A 14947-nucleotide genomic window follows, 5' to 3' on the forward strand; every position below is an offset into this window, starting at 1 on the left:
TGGGTTATCCGGTTTCCTGCGCAGAGTGGTTGTGATGACTTTTGAAGCCTATGAAGCGGTCGTCGACGACAGCGGCTCCGAGGCGCGCGGCCGCGAACGGCAGGCGCTCAGCCTCGGCATCGACCGGCTCGAGCGGCTCCAGAAGGGCCGCTTCAGCCTCGAGGATCTGGTCGAGAGCCTGCTCTATGTGCGGCGGCTGTGGACGATCTTCATCGAGGACCTCGCACATCCGGAGAACGGGCTTCCCGAGAAGCTACGGGCCGACATCATCTCGATCGGCCTGTGGGTGGTCAAGGAGGCGGATCGGCTTCGCGAAGAGAGGTCGAACGACGTGGCGCAGCTCATCGAAATCAACCGCCTGATCCGAGACGCGCTCTGATGAAGATCTCATTGCGGGCGGGCGAGCGGATCTACATCAACGGTGCGGTGCTGCGCGTCGACCGCAAGGTCTCCGTCGAGCTCGTTAACGACGTCATGTTCCTGCTCGAAGGCCAGGTCATGCAGGCCTCCGACGCCACCACGGCGCTGCGGCAGCTCTATTTCATCGTCCAGCTCATGCTGATGAACCCGACCGACGTCAGCGACGCATCGGCGCTCTACGGCAGGCACCACGCGGCTCTGCTTGCGGTGTGCGAGAGCCGCGAGATGCTCGACGGTCTTGCGGCGATCGATGAGCTGGTCGGCACGACCCGCTATTTCGAAGCGCTCAAGCGGATCCGGGCGCTGTTTCCGGTGGAGCAGGCGATCCTCGCCGCTGCCACGGCCGTAACCCCATTCGAGGCTGCCTGACAGCGGAGAGGCCACATGAACGTCACCAGCGCGACCGACAGCACCAGCAAGTCGTCCAGTTCGACCGGCTCCACCACGTCCACGTCGAGCACCGGCGTCGATTACAACACGTTTCTTCAGCTTCTCATCGCCGAGATGAAGAACCAGGATCCGACCAATCCGATGGATACTTCGCAATATATGAGCCAGTTTGCCCAGCTGTCGTCGGTCGAGCAGGCCATGCAGACCAACAACAAGCTGGATTCGCTGCTGTCCTCGCAGTCGCTGTCGCAAGCAGACGGACTGATCGGAAAGAAGGTCAGTTTCACGGACTCGACCGGAGCGACCTTCAGCGGCAAGGTTGCATCGATCTCCATCAATACCAACGGTTCCATCGCGACTCTCGAGGACGGTACCAAAGTCGCCATTGGGCCCGGGCTCACGATCAGCCAGTCATGAACGAGCGCGACGCCCTCGACATTGTCCAGGCGGCGATCTGGACCATCATCGTCGCCTCCGGCCCTGCGGTCGGCGCCGCCATGCTGGTCGGCACCCTCATCGCGCTGATGCAGGCCCTGACCCAGATCCAGGAGGTGACGCTGACCTTCGTTCCGAAGATCATCGTCATTCTGCTGGTCGTCGCCGTCTCCGGTTCCTTTATCGGCGCGCATCTCTCCACCTTCACCGAGATGGTCTACTCGCGAATCGAGCATGGCTTCTGATCTGCAGAAAGCGCCAGTCACCACCCTCGCGTAAGCTTTGCACGGCAGATTGAGGGGCGGACCCTCTGCCGGTGACCCATGGCCGATACCTTAGCTGCTAGCCTGCCCAGCCCGCGACGCCTCGGGGCGGACGCCTTCTTCGCAGGCGGTATCGTGGCCATGCTCACGATCCTGTTCCTGCCGATCCCTCCGATCCTGATCGATCTCGGCCTCGCGTTCTCGATCGCACTGTCGGCGCTGATCCTGATGGTCGCGCTGTGGATCCAGCGGCCGCTCGACTTCTCGGCCTTCCCGACCGTACTGCTGATCGCGACGATCCTGCGCCTCGCGCTGAACGTCGCGACCACGCGTCTGATCCTGTCGCGCGGCGGGGAGGGCGAGCAGGCCGCGGGTTACGTCGTCGCCGGTTTCTCGAAGTTCGTTATGGGCGGCGACTTCGTCATCGGCCTGATCATCTTCGCGATCCTGGTCACGGTGAATTTCGTCGTGATCACCAAGGGTGCGACTCGTATCGCCGAAGTCGGCGCCCGTTTCACTCTGGATGCCATCCCCGGCAAGCAGATGGCGATCGACGCCGACCTGTCCGCGGGCCTGATCGACGATAAGGAGGCCCAGCGCCGGCGCCGTGAGCTCGAGGAAGAGAGCGCATTCTTCGGCGCCATGGACGGTGCCTCGAAATTCGTCCGCGGCGATGCCATCGCCGGCCTGATCATCACCGCGATCAACATCTTCGGCGGCATCATCATCGGCGTCACCCATCATGGGCTGACGCTGGCGCGCTCCGCCGACGTCTACACAAAACTCTCCGTCGGCGACGGTCTGGTGTCGCAGATGCCGGCGCTGATCGTGTCGCTGTCGGCGGGCCTGCTGGTCTCCAAGGGTGGCACTCGGGGTTCGGCGGAGCAGGCGGTGCTCCGCCAGCTCAGCGGCTATCCCCGCGCCGTGTCAGCGGCCGCTTTGATGATGTTCGTGCTGGCTTTGATGCCGGGCCTGCCGATGGCGCCGTTCGTGCTGCTCGGCGGCGTCATGGCCTTCGTCGGCTACTCGCTGCCGAAGCGGGCAGCGGCCTTGAAGCAGAAGGAAGACGCGCGCAAGGCCGATGAGCGCGCCCAGGTGGAGGCCAAGGACTCCGTCAAGGAACAGCTCAAGACCGCGGAGATCGAGCTGTCGCTCGGCGGCCATCTTTCGGTCCATCTGTTGGGCTCGCGCACCGAGCTTGCGCACCGCGTCGCCAAGATCCGCAAGAAGTTCGCCAAGCAATACGGCTTCGTCATCCCCGAGATCAAGCTCACCGACAATCTGTCGATCGATCCGAAGGCGTACCAGTTCCGGATTCACGATACGCGTGTCGCCCAGGGCGAGCTCAGGCTCGGCGAGGTGCTGGTGCTGGTCGACAAGGACGGCAAGCCCGACGTACCCGGCGAAGAGGTGATCGAGCCCGCCTTCGGCATGAAGGCGCTGTGGGTGACGGAAGCCTTCACCGACGAGGTCAAGCGACAGGGCTGCAAGCCGGTCGACAATCTGTCGGTACTGCTCACCCATTTGAGCGAGGTGATCAGGGCGAACCTCGCCCAGCTGCTGTCCTACAAGGACATGCGCGGGCTGCTCGACCGGCTCGATCCCGAATACAAGCGCCTGGTCGAGGATCTCTGCCCGTCGCAGATCTCCTATTCCGGTCTGCTGGCAATCCTCAAGATCCTGCTGGCCGAGCGCGTGTCGATCCGCAACCTGCATCTGATCCTCGAGGCCATCGCCGAGATCGCGCCTCATGTGCGGCGCTCCGAGCACATCGCCGAGCACGTGCGCACGCGGCTTGCGCAGCAGATCTGCGGCGACCTCTCCGAAAATGGCGTGCTCAACGTGGTCCGCCTCGGCAACCGCTGGGATCTCGCCTTCCACCAGAGCCTGAAGCGCGACGCCAAGGGCGACGTCGTCGAGTTCGATGCCGATCCGCGCCTGATCGAGCAATTCGCGACCGAAGCCAGCGCCGCTATCCGCAAGTTCACCGACAACGGCACCAGCGTGGTGCTGGCGGTGACGCCCGAAGCCCGCCCCTATGTCCGCATGATCCTGGAGCGGGTGTTCCCGACCTTGCCGATCCTGTCGCATGTCGAGGTCGCGCGCAGCGCCGAGATCAGAGCGCTCGGAGCCGTGTCGTGATCAGCAGCTTCGCCGACAGCGTGCTGGTCACGTTCATCGTGTTCTGCCGCATCGGCGCCTGCATGATGCTGGTGCCGGGCTATTCCAGCGTCAACGTTCCGGCCCAGGTCCGATTGTTCGTCGCGCTCGTGACGACGTTTGCGCTGACGCCAGTCCTGATCGCGATCCTGAAACCTCTCACGGACAACGCGGCGCCGCTGACGCTCGCGCTGTTGATCTGCTCCGAGCTCGTGGTCGGCAGCGTCATCGGGCTCGGCGGGCGCGTGTTCTTCCTCGCGCTCCAGACCATGGCGACCGTGATGGCGAGCGCGATCGGGCTCAGCAACATCCCGGGGACGCCGATCGGCGATACCGATCCGGCGCCGGCGCTGGTGCCGCTGATCATGGCGGCCGTCACCACGCTGTTCTTCATGACCGACCAGCACTGGCAGGTGCTGCGCGGGCTGATGAACTCCTACGACGTCTGGCATCCAGGCAGTAGGCTCGGTGACAGCATGGCGCTCGATCAGCTGGTCGGTCGCCTGTCCGAGGCCTTCGTGCTGACCTTGCGGATCACCAGCCCGTTTATCGTCTATTCGGTCATCGTCAACCTCGCGGTCGGCCTGATCAACAAGCTGACGCCGGCAATCCCGGTCTACTTCATCTCGGTGCCCTTCGTGCTGTTCGGCGGCTTCCTGCTGCTCTACCTCACCAGCGACGAGCTGTTGACGCAATTCATGCTCGGCGTCTCGTCGTGGCTGGCGGAGTGACCGGTCATGACCTCACGCGCAGACAAGCTCGGGCGGATGGTCTCGCTGGTGAAGCTCCAGCTCCGCTTGTCCGAATGGCAACTGGCGCAATTGCGGCAGCAGGAGCGCGGCTTGCTGGACGAGCAGGAATGGCTGGTCGGAGCCCTGAACCAAGGCAAGCCGCCGGCCGGCTCGTCGAGCGAATCGATCGCGCGGCGCCTGAACAGGACCAGCGTCGGTGCACGCGCGGTCCAGGCGAAGGCATCGCAGCAGCTCGACCAGGTCCGCTCCGAGACGCGCCGCGTGAAACAGCTCGAGCAGGTCGCCAGGGCGGCGCTCGCGGACAAGCTGCGCGATGCCGAAAAGCGTGCGCTCGAGGAGATGACGGGAACAAGCCTCACCGTGCGCGAGTGGACGCCGCGGCCAGCCAGCCGGAACAAGACATGATCGTAACAGCAACGCCCGACCTCGTCCTCGACGTCCTCGATGCCGCCGATCCCGTGACGCAGCGCGCGGCGGCGGCCAAGCTCGATGCGCTGAAATCATCGGGCGCCGATTTTGCCGCCACGATGGACGCGGAGGTCGGCAAGGCCAAGGCGGCAACTGGCGATCAAGCCGCGGCGAAAGTTGCCGAGGCGCAATCGACTGCCGTGAACGGGCCGCCGGTGCAGGTGATCAAGGCGCCGGCGTCCGGCGAGGTGTACCGGAAGTTCGAAGCTTTCATCCTCCAGACCTTCGTCGAAACGATGCTGCCGAAGGAGTCGGAGGAGGTGTTCGGTAAGGGCACGGCCGGCGGCGTCTGGAAGTCGATGCTGGCGGAGCAGCTCGGTGCCCAGCTGGCAAAGGGCAAGGGCATTGGCATTGCCAAGCAGCTCGCCGCTGCGCATCCGACGGGACCGGACGCGACGGGGAAAGCCGGATCATGATCCGGGAATGATGACAGACTTTGAGGGGTGATTTCCTATGCAGGTACAAGAAGGCGCGGCGGCCCTGACGATGGAGCAGCCGGTCGTGGACAGCGAGGCAATGACGACGCGAGCAGGATCAGGCGGTGCGCAATTGCCTGCGCTGCTGCCGAATGCCGGCAGCGAGGCGGTGGTTGGCGGCACCGAGGCTGCGAGATCGGACGAAATGCGCGGCCTGCTATCGGCGATCTGGCGGCTCGAGACCATCGTCGAGGAGGAGACGGCCGCGCTCACGAGCGGCAAGAAGATCGATTTCGACGACTTCAGCGCCCGCAAGAGCCGGAGCATGCTCGAATTCGTCCGCCTGATGCGGGCACGGATGCATCTCGGCGGCGAGGTCGAGATCACCGAGGAGATCCAGCGGTTGCGCGAGAAGCTCGAGCGCAATCGCTCCGTCCTCGAAATGCACTACGACGCGGTGCGGGAGGTCGCGGCCATCATCGTCAAGGCCGTCAAGGACGCCGAGTCGGACGGCACCTATACCGGTCGCACAGCGCAGGACGGAAAATGATCAGGGTCGTGCTGGCCGGACTCTGGGTCTGCATCCTCACCGCAGGCACCAGCTATGGCGTGGCCTATTGGAAGGAAAACGGCAGCTTGCTGCCGGCGAAGGACGAATATCTCGACGGGCTGCAATACCAGAAGACACGGGCGCTGAGCGTGCCCATGATCGAGAACGGCAATGTGCAGGGCTACATCGTCGCGCGCTTCGTCTACACCATGGAAGCGCGCACCATGCACCAGCTCAACGTTCCGCCGGAGGCGTTCGTCGTCGACGAGGCCTTCCGCAGGATCTATGCCGACGACCACCTCGATTTCAGGAAGCTCGCCCGTTACGACCTCTCCGTTCTCACGACAGCGATCAAGCAGCGCGTCAACGAGCGGATGCAGGCCGACGTCGTCCAGGACGTCCTGGTCGAGGATTTCAACTACGTGTCGAAGGAAGAATTCCAGAAGCAGTAGGGCAGCCCTTTTTTGACGTCTTAGCCTCCAGAAATTGCAACGGCCTCTGCGAAGGTGCTCCGCAGAGGCCGTTTTCGTGTCCTCGTTGCGTCCCGCCGTCTCAGTTTCCGGCCGGGTACGCCGCCGGGGCGGCGTGCGCCCTGTTCAGGAGGATGCCGACCTCGTCGAGATCCTGCATCGGCACTTCGATGGTTTCGCCGGCCGGAATGTTGAGTCGGTATCCGACGTAGCGCCGGGCCACGATCGCATCGAAGCCGAGGCGGTCGCGGAGCTTCTTGCGCAGCTTGCTGACGTGGCTCTCAATCACGCTCTCGTCGAAGGTCGACTCGAAGATGCCGTAGACCGCGTTGAAGATCTGCGTCTTAGTGATCCACTTGCCGTGGTTAGCGACCATATATTCGAGAATGCGCAGCTCGCGGCGGGGCAGGGTGAGGGCGTGGCCCGCGATCTCCGGGTCACGTCCGTTGAAGAAGACCTGGATCCTGCTCTCGCACGGCCTCGGCAGGTCGCCAACCCGGCGGCGCGCGATCGCGGCCGTTCGGGCCAGGATCTCGCGCAGATGTATCGGCACATGCACGACGTCGTCGACGCCCGATTCGAACAGCTCGAGCGTGTTCTTGAGCATCTTCTGGCCGCTCATGGCGATGATGGGAGCCGAGGAGCGCTTGCGCATCGCCCGCGGCAGGCTTCCGCGGGCATCGCAATCCCCGAGCAGGAAGGCATCGACCGCCGCCAGATCCGATTCACTCGCAGACTGCAGCCATTCCCAGAATTCTCCGGAGGAGAATCCGATCGACGAGACACCTTCGCGAACGAGCCCTCCAACGTAGCTGTTCGTGACGCTCTCGCGATCATCAACGATAATATACATCAGTCTTTCGCCCCTGTTTCGCACTTCTCGCGGCCGGCTAGTTGTTGTGATGCCCGGCCCGGCGACCATGCTGTTTGACGATATTTCCCATCCCGCGAACCGTTATTATGGTTTCGATATTCGCGGGCAGCCCTACGCATTCAGTGCCCACCTGCGCGGGCCTGTTACTTCGACTCGATACTGAACGCTTACTGCGTGAGGCCCGGCGGGTCTTACATCCCGCGGAGCGGATTGAGAAAGCGGCCTAGACCAGTTGCGCCAAGTTGCTCATCGCGTCCGAACGCTACTGTGCTGTGCCGATCTCCTCGCCAACCGGCGAGAATCACTTGAGTAGGACCGTAACAATTGCCTAATTCCGATCAAGCGCGCGCTGCAAAGCGATTGCTATGTGTGTTTGATGCTGTTGATTTGTTTCGAGTTGTTTCTTGGTATGTTCAATCGCATCAGTTGATTTGAAATTCGAACTAGTTTTGCACCGCAGCGGTTCTAAAGTTCCGCATCTCCGTATAATCACAGCTATTTTGGGTAGCGCGGCAAGCTCGGCGCATGCCGCAATTTTCAACTCCGGATTGACTCTCCTTGCTGTGTTTCTACATGCGACAATTCGACTCACGTGTGGCGAGGAGACTCCAGCTTGGCGAAATCTTGGCGAGGGTGTGTCTTTCGAGTCGCACTCTCGCCACGTGCATGACGCGTTCGACTCATGTGACGTCGCATCGCGCGTGATGAAAAGCTTTCGATGCGCACGTTTCAGGCAAGCTTCGGCAAATAATCTCGTCGATCAAACAGATTGAACCGAACGGAGCATTTTCACATGTTGTCCGATGGACAAGCTCGTCCCAACGAGACCGCTGATGTTTCCGCGGCGGCGAAGCCGGCTCCAGCGGCGAGCACTATAAAGGACAACGCGGCGCAAGCGGCCAAGCCTGCGAACTTCAAGCCTGCTGCAAGCGCAAAGCCGGCAGCGAGCGCAAAGCGTATGTCGACCGTGGCGAACGACGAGACCTTGGCAAAAGAAGCGCTTGAAGGATTGAAGCGTATTCGCGCCAAGGCGCGCCTCGACAAGATGGCGATACCCAAGCCCACGCCAGTCGCGCTCAAGCCGGCCGTAATCGTGGCCAAGCCGCCGCCGCCTCGTCCGACATGGGTCGCGCCGCTCGCAACATTGGCGGTCGCCGCCATCCTGGTGGTCTGCGCCTGCACCGGCGTGATCGCCTATCTCGCCACGCAGCCTGCCCAGAGCAACGTTGCGGCCAACACCGAGATCAGGAATCTGCGCGAGACGGTCGGGCAGCTGCGTAAGCAGCTGTCGGGCGTGTCCGAAAATCTCGACGGCCTGCGCACCGCGGTCGATCAATCGAGCAAGGCGACCAATGACCGTTTCGGCAGGTTCGCCGAGAACCTCGACCGCATCGAGCGCGTGAGCTCGTCCTCGACGGCAAAGCTCGACAAGCTCGCCCAGGCGCAGGCTCCGGCGCCGACAATGGCGCAATCGCAGCCGTCGTCACAGGCAGCCCCGATGATGGCGTCGCTCGCGGCACCCGAGGTCACCGGCTCGGTGCCTCCGTCAGAGCGCTCGTCGGCGCCGCGGAAGGCGGTCAAGGGCTGGTCGGTCCGCCAAGCCTATGAAGGGATCGCGATCCTGCAAAGTCCGAACGGCGTCGTCGAGGTCGTGCTCGGACAGCAGGTGCCGGGCCTCGGCCGCATCGAGGAGATCAGGAACGAGAACGGGCGCCTGGTGGTGGAGTCCAGCGGCGGCGTCATCTATTCGTCACGCAGGGCGACGCCCTGAGCCAAAGCCGCCTTCTACTGGCGGTGATGCTCGAAGCTGGTGCATAGCAGATCGATCTCCGCCTCCGCGATCGCTGCGCGGAACAGGCGGCAGCTGAACTCGGCCGTCGTCTTGCTGTCCGCGGCGGTGCGATCTTCGCGAAGGAAGATACATCGCTTGCAAACGTCGGTGTGATGCCGCTGCTCGGCCGCATCCGACTGATCCAGCACGTGCCGGAGCGCATCGCGGAAGCGGATCTTGGCTTCGTCGTCGAGACCGGCAATCGCCTCGACGAGAACGTTGACGGGGTCGCGCACCAGGAACTTCTTGCCCTGCTGCGTCACGCTCAGCATGACTGACCGTTTGTCCGTGGCGGAGCGCTTGCGCTCGATGTAACCGAGCCGCTCGAGCTCGCCGATGATGAACGAGGCGGTGCCGCGCGTGGTACCGACATAGCTTGCGAGCGCCGAGGGTGTCCTCGAGAAGCGGTTGGCACGAGAGAGGAAGCGCAGCGCCATCCACTCGCGGTCACGCAAGCCGTGCTTGCTGCCTTCGAACCACAGGATTCGCGCCACCTGCTCCACCAGTTCAATCGATTCGCGAGCCAAATTCATTTCGATACCGGTGCGGATAAAACTTTATTCAATTGAGCCTTGGGCAGCGCAATCTGTATGGATGACAATGAAGCTGTCGGGCGGTTCTTCGTCCCGGGGGACGGCTAGCGCTCGGGAAACCGCTTCTCCGTTTCCGGAGATGGAACTTCCGGCCGTGGAACTAGGGCGGCACGAAGAAAGTTCGAGTAAATCGCACGGCTCAACTATTCGGAAAATTTCCGTCAAATCGCGGCGATACGTGCGCGATTTCAGCCGTGCGCGATATCCGGGCAATATGATGTGTCATCGGGGCCATCATCGAGCCAGTTTGTTGCGAGGAAGGGCTTCGAGTGGGGCGAAGGAGCCGAACGTCCGCAACATCCGACGCCGCAACGTGCAATGGCAGAACCGCAATCGTCGGTTAATGGATGTTGCGCCGCAGCGCAGTCACGCGGTTAAATCCCGCACACGATCTGAACAAATCTGATCTGGCATGGGCCCTCTCGGACACCGCTGACGGTGTCAGGACGAGGATCTGGCAGCGGCGTGCTCGCAGGCTGGTGACTTGCCTTTCCCGGGCAACTATTGGCGAATGCGACGCGCCGGGGCACCAGGATAGCCAGCAGGGAAGGGTAGATCGATGAGCTTCCAATCCAACATGACATCCGACGTCGTCGGGCTGACCAAAGCCGCCCCGGTCTCGCGCCGCGGATTCATGAGCGCCACTGCGGCCGTTGCCGCCGGCTACACGCTTGCGGCAGGTCCCGTCCGTGCCGACGTGATCACGACCGACACCAGCGGCCTCCAGGCCGGCGACGCCAGGATCAAGGTCGGCTCCGAGGAGATGCCGGCCTATTTCGCCCGTCCCGCCGGCAACACCAAGGCGCCGGTCATCATCGTCGCGATGGAGATCTTTGGCTTGCACGAATACATCAAGGACGTGACGCGGCGCCTCGCCAAGCTCGGCGCGTTCGCGGTGGCGCCCGACTATTACTTCCGCAAAGGCACCGATCTCACCAAGATTACCGACATCAAGGACTTGCTGCCGATCGTCAATGCCAAGCCGGACGCCGAGCTCTTGTCCGATCTCGATGCGACGGTGGCCTGGGCGGGATCGCAAGGCGGCGACACCGCGAAGCTCGGCATCATCGGCTTCTGCCGCGGCGGTCGCACCGTCTGGGAATATGCCGCCCATAGCGGTGCGCTCAAGGCTGGCGTTGCCTTCTATGGTCCGCCGGTCGATCCGGCCAATCCGCTCTGGCCGAAGAGCCCGATGCAGCTTGCCCCCGAGATGAAGGCGCCGGTGCTGGGCCTTTATGGCAGCGCCGATACCGGCATTCCGGTCGCGCAGGTCGAGCAGCTCAAGGCGGCGCTCGCGCAGAACAAGAAGACGGCCGAATTCAAGATTTACCCGGACGCGCCGCACGGCTTCCATGCCGACTACCGCGGCAGCTACCGCAAGGACGCGGCGGAAGATGCCTGGAAACAGGCGCAGGCCTGGTTCAAGAAGTATGGCGTGCTGAGCTGACGCGGATTTCGCACCAATTTCACTTCACGATCGCGCCGGAACCCCATCCTCCCTCGCCTGCGCGCCACAGCGCATCGAGGCCGTGCCGATAGGTCGGGCAGGACAGCGTGACGGCAAGCTCGCGCTTGAGCTTCGCGTTGGAGACGCGGGCGCTGCTGGCATAGAAGCTGCGCGCCATCGCCGACATCTCGGCGGTCGCGAAGGCCTCCTCGGGCGGCGGCGCAACGTTCATCAGCTTCGCCGCATAGGTGATCACGTCCTGCGGCGACGCGGGCTCGTCGTCGCAGATATTGAAGATGCCGCCACCCTGGTGACCGATCGCGGCCATAATCGCGCTTGCGATATCGTCGACATGGATGCGGTTGAAGACTTGTCCCGGCTTGATGATGCGCCTTGCCGTGCCTGCGCGCAGCGTCACCAGCGCGTTGCGGCCGGGCCCATAGATGCCGGCCAGCCGCAGGATCGCGGCATTGCCGCTGGTCGCATCGGTCCAGGCCTGCTCGGCCGCAATGCGCATGCGCGTGCGCTCGAGCGTTGCCTGCGGCGGCGTGCTCTCGTCGACCCATCCGCCGCCGTGATCGCCATAAACGCCGATGGTCGAGAGGTAGACGACCTTGCGGCGGCCGGCTGTCAGCACGTCGCCGAATGCTGCGATGGCGGGATCGCTGGTGCTGCCGGGCGGGATCGAGATGAGTAGAACGTCGGCATTGCCGATACGTTCGACTGTCTCGCGAGCCGGGCTAGTGGCGGAAAAGCCATGCACCTCGATGCCGGCAAGATCGTCCCGCTTGCCGGGATCGCGCACGGTGCCGGCGATATGCGAGAAAGCGCCGCCGAATTTGCGGACAAAGTGCCGGGCACTGTAGCCAAGGCCGAGGATGAAGAGCCGCATGCGTCTCCCGTACAGGTGAAGGTTCCGTTCGCGCCCGCCGCGCCCCCGCTCATAAGAGATTTTTGGGCCGGGCAAAAGATATTGCGATTTGTCTCGCCTGCTGCCTCGGACCATGCTCGCTTAGCACAGACGGATCAGGAGGGAGGTGATGCAGGCAGACGCGACCACCATCGCAGCGGCGGATGCCGCGGAGCTGATCCGGCGCGCAGCCGCGCTGATCTTCGACGTCGATGGCACCCTGGCCGAGACCGAGGAGCTGCATCGGCAGGCCTTCAATCATGCCTTCGTCCGCCATGGCCTCGACTGGCAGTGGGACCGGGCCGTCTACAAGGACCTGCTGCGGGTCACCGGCGGCAAGGAGCGCATGCGCGCCTATCATGACAGGCTACCGAGTGCCCGGCCATTGTCGGATGCTGATATCGCATCGCTCCACCGCATCAAGACTGCGCATTATGCCGGGCTGATCGAAACCGGCTGCTGTCCGTTGCGGCCCGGCGTGGCGGAGCTGCTCGGTGCGGCGAAGGCGCGCAGCCAGCGGCTTGCGATCGCGACCACGACGTCGCACGGCAATATCGACGCACTGCTGTCGCAGGCGCTCGGGGCGCGCTGGGCCGCCCAGTTCGACGCAATCGTCGGCGGCGACGACGTCAGGCAGAAGAAACCGGCGGCGGACGTCTATCTGGAGATCCTGGCGCGGCTGAAGCTGGATCCATCCGATTGCGTCGCGATCGAAGACTCCGGCAACGGGCTGATCGCGGCGTCGCGGGCAGGCATTCCGGTTCTCATTACGCGCAGCATGTTCTTCGGGGATGACGACTTCAGCGCGGCGCGGTTTGTGCTGGACGATTTGTCGGAACTCGGGCTCGCAGAACAAAAAACTGAAAAACAACCCCATGCACAGTAGATCACGGCGGCGTGAGTGCCATCGTCAGTGCACCCGGTGGCTCATTCTATCGTCCTCAGCCTGCTCGACAATCTGCGCAATCGGGCTCGACTGGTGATGCACCAGCCGCCAGCCGTCGCCGACGCGGCGAAAATGGTTGGCGGCGGCCAAAGCGGTGCCGTCGACGATCTCGATGCAGAGCACGCGGGCGCAGTCGCCATCGACGATGGCCTGCGGCTCGGCGCAGATGATCTGCGGCCTTTCAGGATTTTGCAGGATGTCGCGCCAGCTTCCGATCACGGTGGCGCGGCCGACGATCGCCGGCCAGCCGGGATGGATGCAGGAAATGGCGTGGTCATCCGCCCACATCCGCTCCATGCGTTCGAAATCGCCGGTTGAAAAGGCGGCGTAGAAAGCCGCATTGGCGGCGATGACCTTGCTGTCCTTTGCCATGCCTCCCCGGTGGGCCAATGACAGGCAAAAATCAAGCGCGACTTCCGTTCGAATTTGCGTTCGATTTTAAGTCGCAATGCAGCATTGCCTGCTTTGTGGTCACACCGAAACGTGCGTCTCCACCGCCCTCCGCGCGCCGTCCTTGTAGAGACGGCCGAGCGCGGCAGTCACGGCCCCGCGCAGCTGCGGATCGGCGCCGAGCGGCCCGAATACTTTTTCCACGGCGAGCAGTGCGGGCGCGAGCCGCTCGGCCACTGCTCCCGCCTCACGCGCCAGCGCGGCGAACTCGGCGGCGAGCGGATCGCGCACGTCGATGGTGCGGCCTTGCTCGTCGATGGCGCTGACGTAACGCATCCAGCCCGCGACCGCGAGTGCATGCGTCGCGATCGGCAAGCCCTTGTGCAGGCGATCCTGCATCGCGCCGAGCAGACGCTGCGGCAGCTTTTGCGAGCCGTCCATCGCGATCTGCCAGGTGCGGTGATGCAGCGCCGGATTGGAAAAGCGCTTCAGCAGCGAGGCGCGATAGGCGGCGAGGTCGGTGCCATCAGGCATCGTCAGCGTCACCGCGGCCTCTTCCATCACCTGCGCGGCGAGGCGCGCGAAATGCGGATCCTGCATGGTATCGGCAATGGTCTCGTAGCCGGCGAGATAGCCGAGATAGGCCAGCGCGGAATGGCTGGCGTTGAGCAGCCGCAGCTTCATCAGCTCGAACGGCTTGACGTCGGTGACGAGCTCCACGCCGGCGGCGGCGAGATCGGGCCGGCCTGCTGAAAAACGGTCCTCCACCACCCATTGCGTGAACGGCTCCGTCATCACAGGCCAGGCGTCGCGCAGGCCGAGCGCGGTGGACACCGCATCCCGGTCGGCATCAGTCGTCTCCGGCACGATGCGGTCGACCATGGTGGAGGGGAACGCGGCGTTGTCCGCGATCCACTTGCCGAGCTCCTTCGAGCGTAGCGCTGCGAACTGCGTCACGATCCGCTGCACGGTATGGCCGTTGGCGGCGAGATTGTCGCAGCAGAGCACGGTGAAGGGCGCCATCCCCTGCGCCCGCCGCCGCGCCAGCGCAGCCACGATGAAGCCGGGCGCCGAACGCGGCGCGTCGAGATTGTTCAGATCGTGCACGATATCGGGATGCCGCTCGTCGAGATCGCCGGTCTGCGGGGTGTGGCAATAGCCCTTCTCGGTGACCGTGAGCGAGACGATGCGGATGGCGGGATCGGCCATCCGCTCGACCAGCGCTGCCGGCTTCTCGCGGGCGACGACGCTTGCGAGCAGCGCGCCGATGACGCGGTGCTCGGTGCCTTCGGCCGCTCGTACGGCGACTGTGTAGAGATGATCCTGCGGAGCGAGCGCGTCGCGCGTATCGGGGCTGCGCAGGCTCGCGCCGATGATGCCCCAGGATGTGGCGCCCGTGGTGAGGCAATCGTCGATAACGACGGCCTGATGGGCGCGATGAAAAGCCCCGAGGCCGAGATGCACGATCCCGGGCGTGACGCGCGAACGGTCATACGCCGGGCGGCGGATCGGAGGTGCCAGCCGGTCGAGATTGGCGCTGCCAAGACGTACTGAACTAGGGCGCATGGGCGTCTCTCCCTTGTTTTGCCGCTGCTTGACATGGCCCTCGTCCTCGGTCAATGCTCCGGTCAA

At 63.8% G+C, this 14947-nt stretch carries 18 protein-coding genes; 13 read left to right on the top strand and 5 right to left on the bottom strand.

Going from position 1 to position 14947, the window contains the following annotated elements; genetic code table 11:
- Positions 1-34 precede the first annotated feature (34 nt).
- The 10 genes from flaF (at position 35) to JJB99_RS09475 (ending at position 6306) form a co-directional block, all read left to right on the top strand.
- Positions 35-379, top strand: a complete 345-nt coding sequence (gene flaF / locus JJB99_RS09430; protein ID WP_200498499.1) for a flagellar biosynthesis regulator FlaF — start codon at positions 35-37, stop codon at positions 377-379.
- Positions 379-789, top strand: a complete 411-nt coding sequence (flbT, locus tag JJB99_RS09435) for a flagellar biosynthesis repressor FlbT (RefSeq protein ID WP_200498500.1) — start codon at positions 379-381, stop codon at positions 787-789. Before flaF ends, flbT begins: the two co-directional genes overlap by 1 nt.
- A 15-nt stretch (positions 790-804) precedes the next feature.
- The gene (flgD, locus tag JJB99_RS09440) at positions 805-1227 is read left to right on the top strand and encodes a flagellar hook assembly protein FlgD (protein WP_200498501.1); all 423 of its coding nucleotides are present in this window, start codon (positions 805-807) and stop codon (positions 1225-1227) included.
- Positions 1224-1490 (top strand): flagellar biosynthesis protein FliQ, encoded by a 267-nt coding sequence (gene fliQ / locus JJB99_RS09445; RefSeq protein WP_200498502.1) that lies wholly within the window; start codon positions 1224-1226, stop codon positions 1488-1490. Before flgD ends, fliQ begins: the two co-directional genes overlap by 4 nt.
- A 78-nt stretch (positions 1491-1568) precedes the next feature.
- Positions 1569-3650, top strand: a complete 2082-nt coding sequence (flhA, locus tag JJB99_RS09450) for a flagellar biosynthesis protein FlhA (protein ID WP_200498503.1) — start codon at positions 1569-1571, stop codon at positions 3648-3650.
- The gene (gene fliR, locus JJB99_RS09455; protein ID WP_200498504.1) at positions 3647-4399 is read left to right on the top strand and encodes a flagellar biosynthesis protein FliR; all 753 of its coding nucleotides are present in this window, start codon (positions 3647-3649) and stop codon (positions 4397-4399) included. The genes flhA and fliR overlap by 4 nt, the downstream gene beginning before the upstream one ends.
- Positions 4400-4405: 6 nt before the next feature.
- Positions 4406-4825: a hypothetical protein gene (locus JJB99_RS09460; protein WP_200498505.1), complete on the top strand. Its 420-nt coding sequence runs from the start codon at positions 4406-4408 to the stop codon at positions 4823-4825.
- Positions 4822-5304 (top strand): rod-binding protein, encoded by a 483-nt coding sequence (locus tag JJB99_RS09465; protein ID WP_200498506.1) that lies wholly within the window; start codon positions 4822-4824, stop codon positions 5302-5304. Before JJB99_RS09460 ends, JJB99_RS09465 begins: the two co-directional genes overlap by 4 nt.
- A 37-nt stretch (positions 5305-5341) precedes the next feature.
- Positions 5342-5854 (top strand): flagellar biosynthesis protein FlgN, encoded by a 513-nt coding sequence (locus JJB99_RS09470; protein ID WP_200498507.1) that lies wholly within the window; start codon positions 5342-5344, stop codon positions 5852-5854.
- Positions 5851-6306 (top strand): hypothetical protein, encoded by a 456-nt coding sequence (locus JJB99_RS09475; protein ID WP_200498508.1) that lies wholly within the window; start codon positions 5851-5853, stop codon positions 6304-6306. Before JJB99_RS09470 ends, JJB99_RS09475 begins: the two co-directional genes overlap by 4 nt.
- 100 nt (positions 6307-6406) lie before the next feature.
- On the opposite strand, the gene JJB99_RS09480 is transcribed toward JJB99_RS09475, so the two are convergent.
- Entirely contained in the window at positions 6407-7177 is a 771-nt protein-coding gene (locus JJB99_RS09480) for a response regulator transcription factor (RefSeq protein ID WP_200500095.1), read from the bottom strand.
- Positions 7178-7991: 814 nt separating this feature from the next.
- Here JJB99_RS09480 and JJB99_RS09485 point away from each other — a divergent pair.
- Positions 7992-8969: a hypothetical protein gene (locus tag JJB99_RS09485; protein ID WP_200498509.1), complete on the top strand. Its 978-nt coding sequence runs from the start codon at positions 7992-7994 to the stop codon at positions 8967-8969.
- 14 nt (positions 8970-8983) lie between these two features.
- On the opposite strand, the gene JJB99_RS09490 is transcribed toward JJB99_RS09485, so the two are convergent.
- Positions 8984-9562: a MarR family winged helix-turn-helix transcriptional regulator gene (locus JJB99_RS09490; RefSeq protein WP_200498510.1), complete on the bottom strand. Its 579-nt coding sequence runs from the start codon at positions 9560-9562 to the stop codon at positions 8984-8986.
- Positions 9563-10181: 619 nt separating this feature from the next.
- On the opposite strand from JJB99_RS09490, the gene JJB99_RS09495 reads away from it, so the two are divergent.
- Positions 10182-11069 (top strand): dienelactone hydrolase family protein, encoded by an 888-nt coding sequence (locus tag JJB99_RS09495; RefSeq protein WP_200498511.1) that lies wholly within the window; start codon positions 10182-10184, stop codon positions 11067-11069.
- Between the two features lie 19 nt (positions 11070-11088).
- Here JJB99_RS09495 and JJB99_RS09500 read toward each other — a convergent pair whose 3' ends face one another.
- Positions 11089-11961: an SDR family oxidoreductase gene (locus JJB99_RS09500; RefSeq protein ID WP_200498512.1), complete on the bottom strand. Its 873-nt coding sequence runs from the start codon at positions 11959-11961 to the stop codon at positions 11089-11091.
- Between the two features lie 148 nt (positions 11962-12109).
- Between JJB99_RS09500 and JJB99_RS09505 the strand changes: the two genes are divergently transcribed.
- Positions 12110-12865 (top strand): HAD family hydrolase, encoded by a 756-nt coding sequence (locus JJB99_RS09505; protein ID WP_200498513.1) that lies wholly within the window; start codon positions 12110-12112, stop codon positions 12863-12865.
- A 24-nt stretch (positions 12866-12889) separates the two neighbouring features.
- Here the strand turns inward: JJB99_RS09505 and JJB99_RS09510 are convergent, their stop codons facing one another.
- Together JJB99_RS09510 and JJB99_RS09515 are read right to left on the bottom strand one after the other, a co-directional pair.
- Positions 12890-13297: a nuclear transport factor 2 family protein gene (locus tag JJB99_RS09510; protein WP_200498514.1), complete on the bottom strand. Its 408-nt coding sequence runs from the start codon at positions 13295-13297 to the stop codon at positions 12890-12892.
- A 99-nt stretch (positions 13298-13396) separates the two neighbouring features.
- On the bottom strand, positions 13397-14881 hold the full coding sequence (locus JJB99_RS09515) for a mannitol dehydrogenase family protein (RefSeq protein ID WP_200498515.1): 1485 nt from the start codon (positions 14879-14881) through the stop codon (positions 13397-13399).
- Positions 14882-14947 lie beyond the last annotated feature (66 nt).

The sequence above is a fragment of the Bradyrhizobium diazoefficiens genome, from assembly GCF_016616235.1.
Taxonomy (GTDB): domain Bacteria; phylum Pseudomonadota; class Alphaproteobacteria; order Rhizobiales; family Xanthobacteraceae; genus Bradyrhizobium; species Bradyrhizobium diazoefficiens_H.

Bases quoted from the DNA above. Each gene is read 5' to 3' on its own strand.
- JJB99_RS09490 (WP_200498510.1), bottom strand. From the start codon at position 9,562: ATGAATTTGGCTCGCGAATCGATTGAACTGGTGGAGCAGGTGGCGCGA.
- JJB99_RS09460 (WP_200498505.1), top strand. From the start codon at position 4,406: ATGACCTCACGCGCAGACAAGCTCGGGCGGATGGTCTCGCTGGTGAAG.
- JJB99_RS09465 (WP_200498506.1), top strand. From the start codon at position 4,822: ATGATCGTAACAGCAACGCCCGACCTCGTCCTCGACGTCCTCGATGCC.
- JJB99_RS09480 (WP_200500095.1), bottom strand. From the start codon at position 7,177: ATGTATATTATCGTTGATGATCGCGAGAGCGTCACGAACAGCTACGTT.
- flgD (WP_200498501.1), top strand. From the start codon at position 805: ATGAACGTCACCAGCGCGACCGACAGCACCAGCAAGTCGTCCAGTTCG.
- JJB99_RS09475 (WP_200498508.1), top strand. From the start codon at position 5,851: ATGATCAGGGTCGTGCTGGCCGGACTCTGGGTCTGCATCCTCACCGCA.
- JJB99_RS09515 (WP_200498515.1), bottom strand. From the start codon at position 14,881: ATGCGCCCTAGTTCAGTACGTCTTGGCAGCGCCAATCTCGACCGGCTG.
- JJB99_RS09505 (WP_200498513.1), top strand. From the start codon at position 12,110: ATGCAGGCAGACGCGACCACCATCGCAGCGGCGGATGCCGCGGAGCTG.
- flaF (WP_200498499.1), top strand. From the start codon at position 35: ATGACTTTTGAAGCCTATGAAGCGGTCGTCGACGACAGCGGCTCCGAG.
- JJB99_RS09495 (WP_200498511.1), top strand. From the start codon at position 10,182: ATGAGCTTCCAATCCAACATGACATCCGACGTCGTCGGGCTGACCAAA.
- flhA (WP_200498503.1), top strand. From the start codon at position 1,569: ATGGCCGATACCTTAGCTGCTAGCCTGCCCAGCCCGCGACGCCTCGGG.
- JJB99_RS09500 (WP_200498512.1), bottom strand. From the start codon at position 11,961: ATGCGGCTCTTCATCCTCGGCCTTGGCTACAGTGCCCGGCACTTTGTC.
- JJB99_RS09485 (WP_200498509.1), top strand. From the start codon at position 7,992: ATGTTGTCCGATGGACAAGCTCGTCCCAACGAGACCGCTGATGTTTCC.
- JJB99_RS09470 (WP_200498507.1), top strand. From the start codon at position 5,342: ATGCAGGTACAAGAAGGCGCGGCGGCCCTGACGATGGAGCAGCCGGTC.
- flbT (WP_200498500.1), top strand. From the start codon at position 379: ATGAAGATCTCATTGCGGGCGGGCGAGCGGATCTACATCAACGGTGCG.
- JJB99_RS09510 (WP_200498514.1), bottom strand. From the start codon at position 13,297: ATGGCAAAGGACAGCAAGGTCATCGCCGCCAATGCGGCTTTCTACGCC.
- fliQ (WP_200498502.1), top strand. From the start codon at position 1,224: ATGAACGAGCGCGACGCCCTCGACATTGTCCAGGCGGCGATCTGGACC.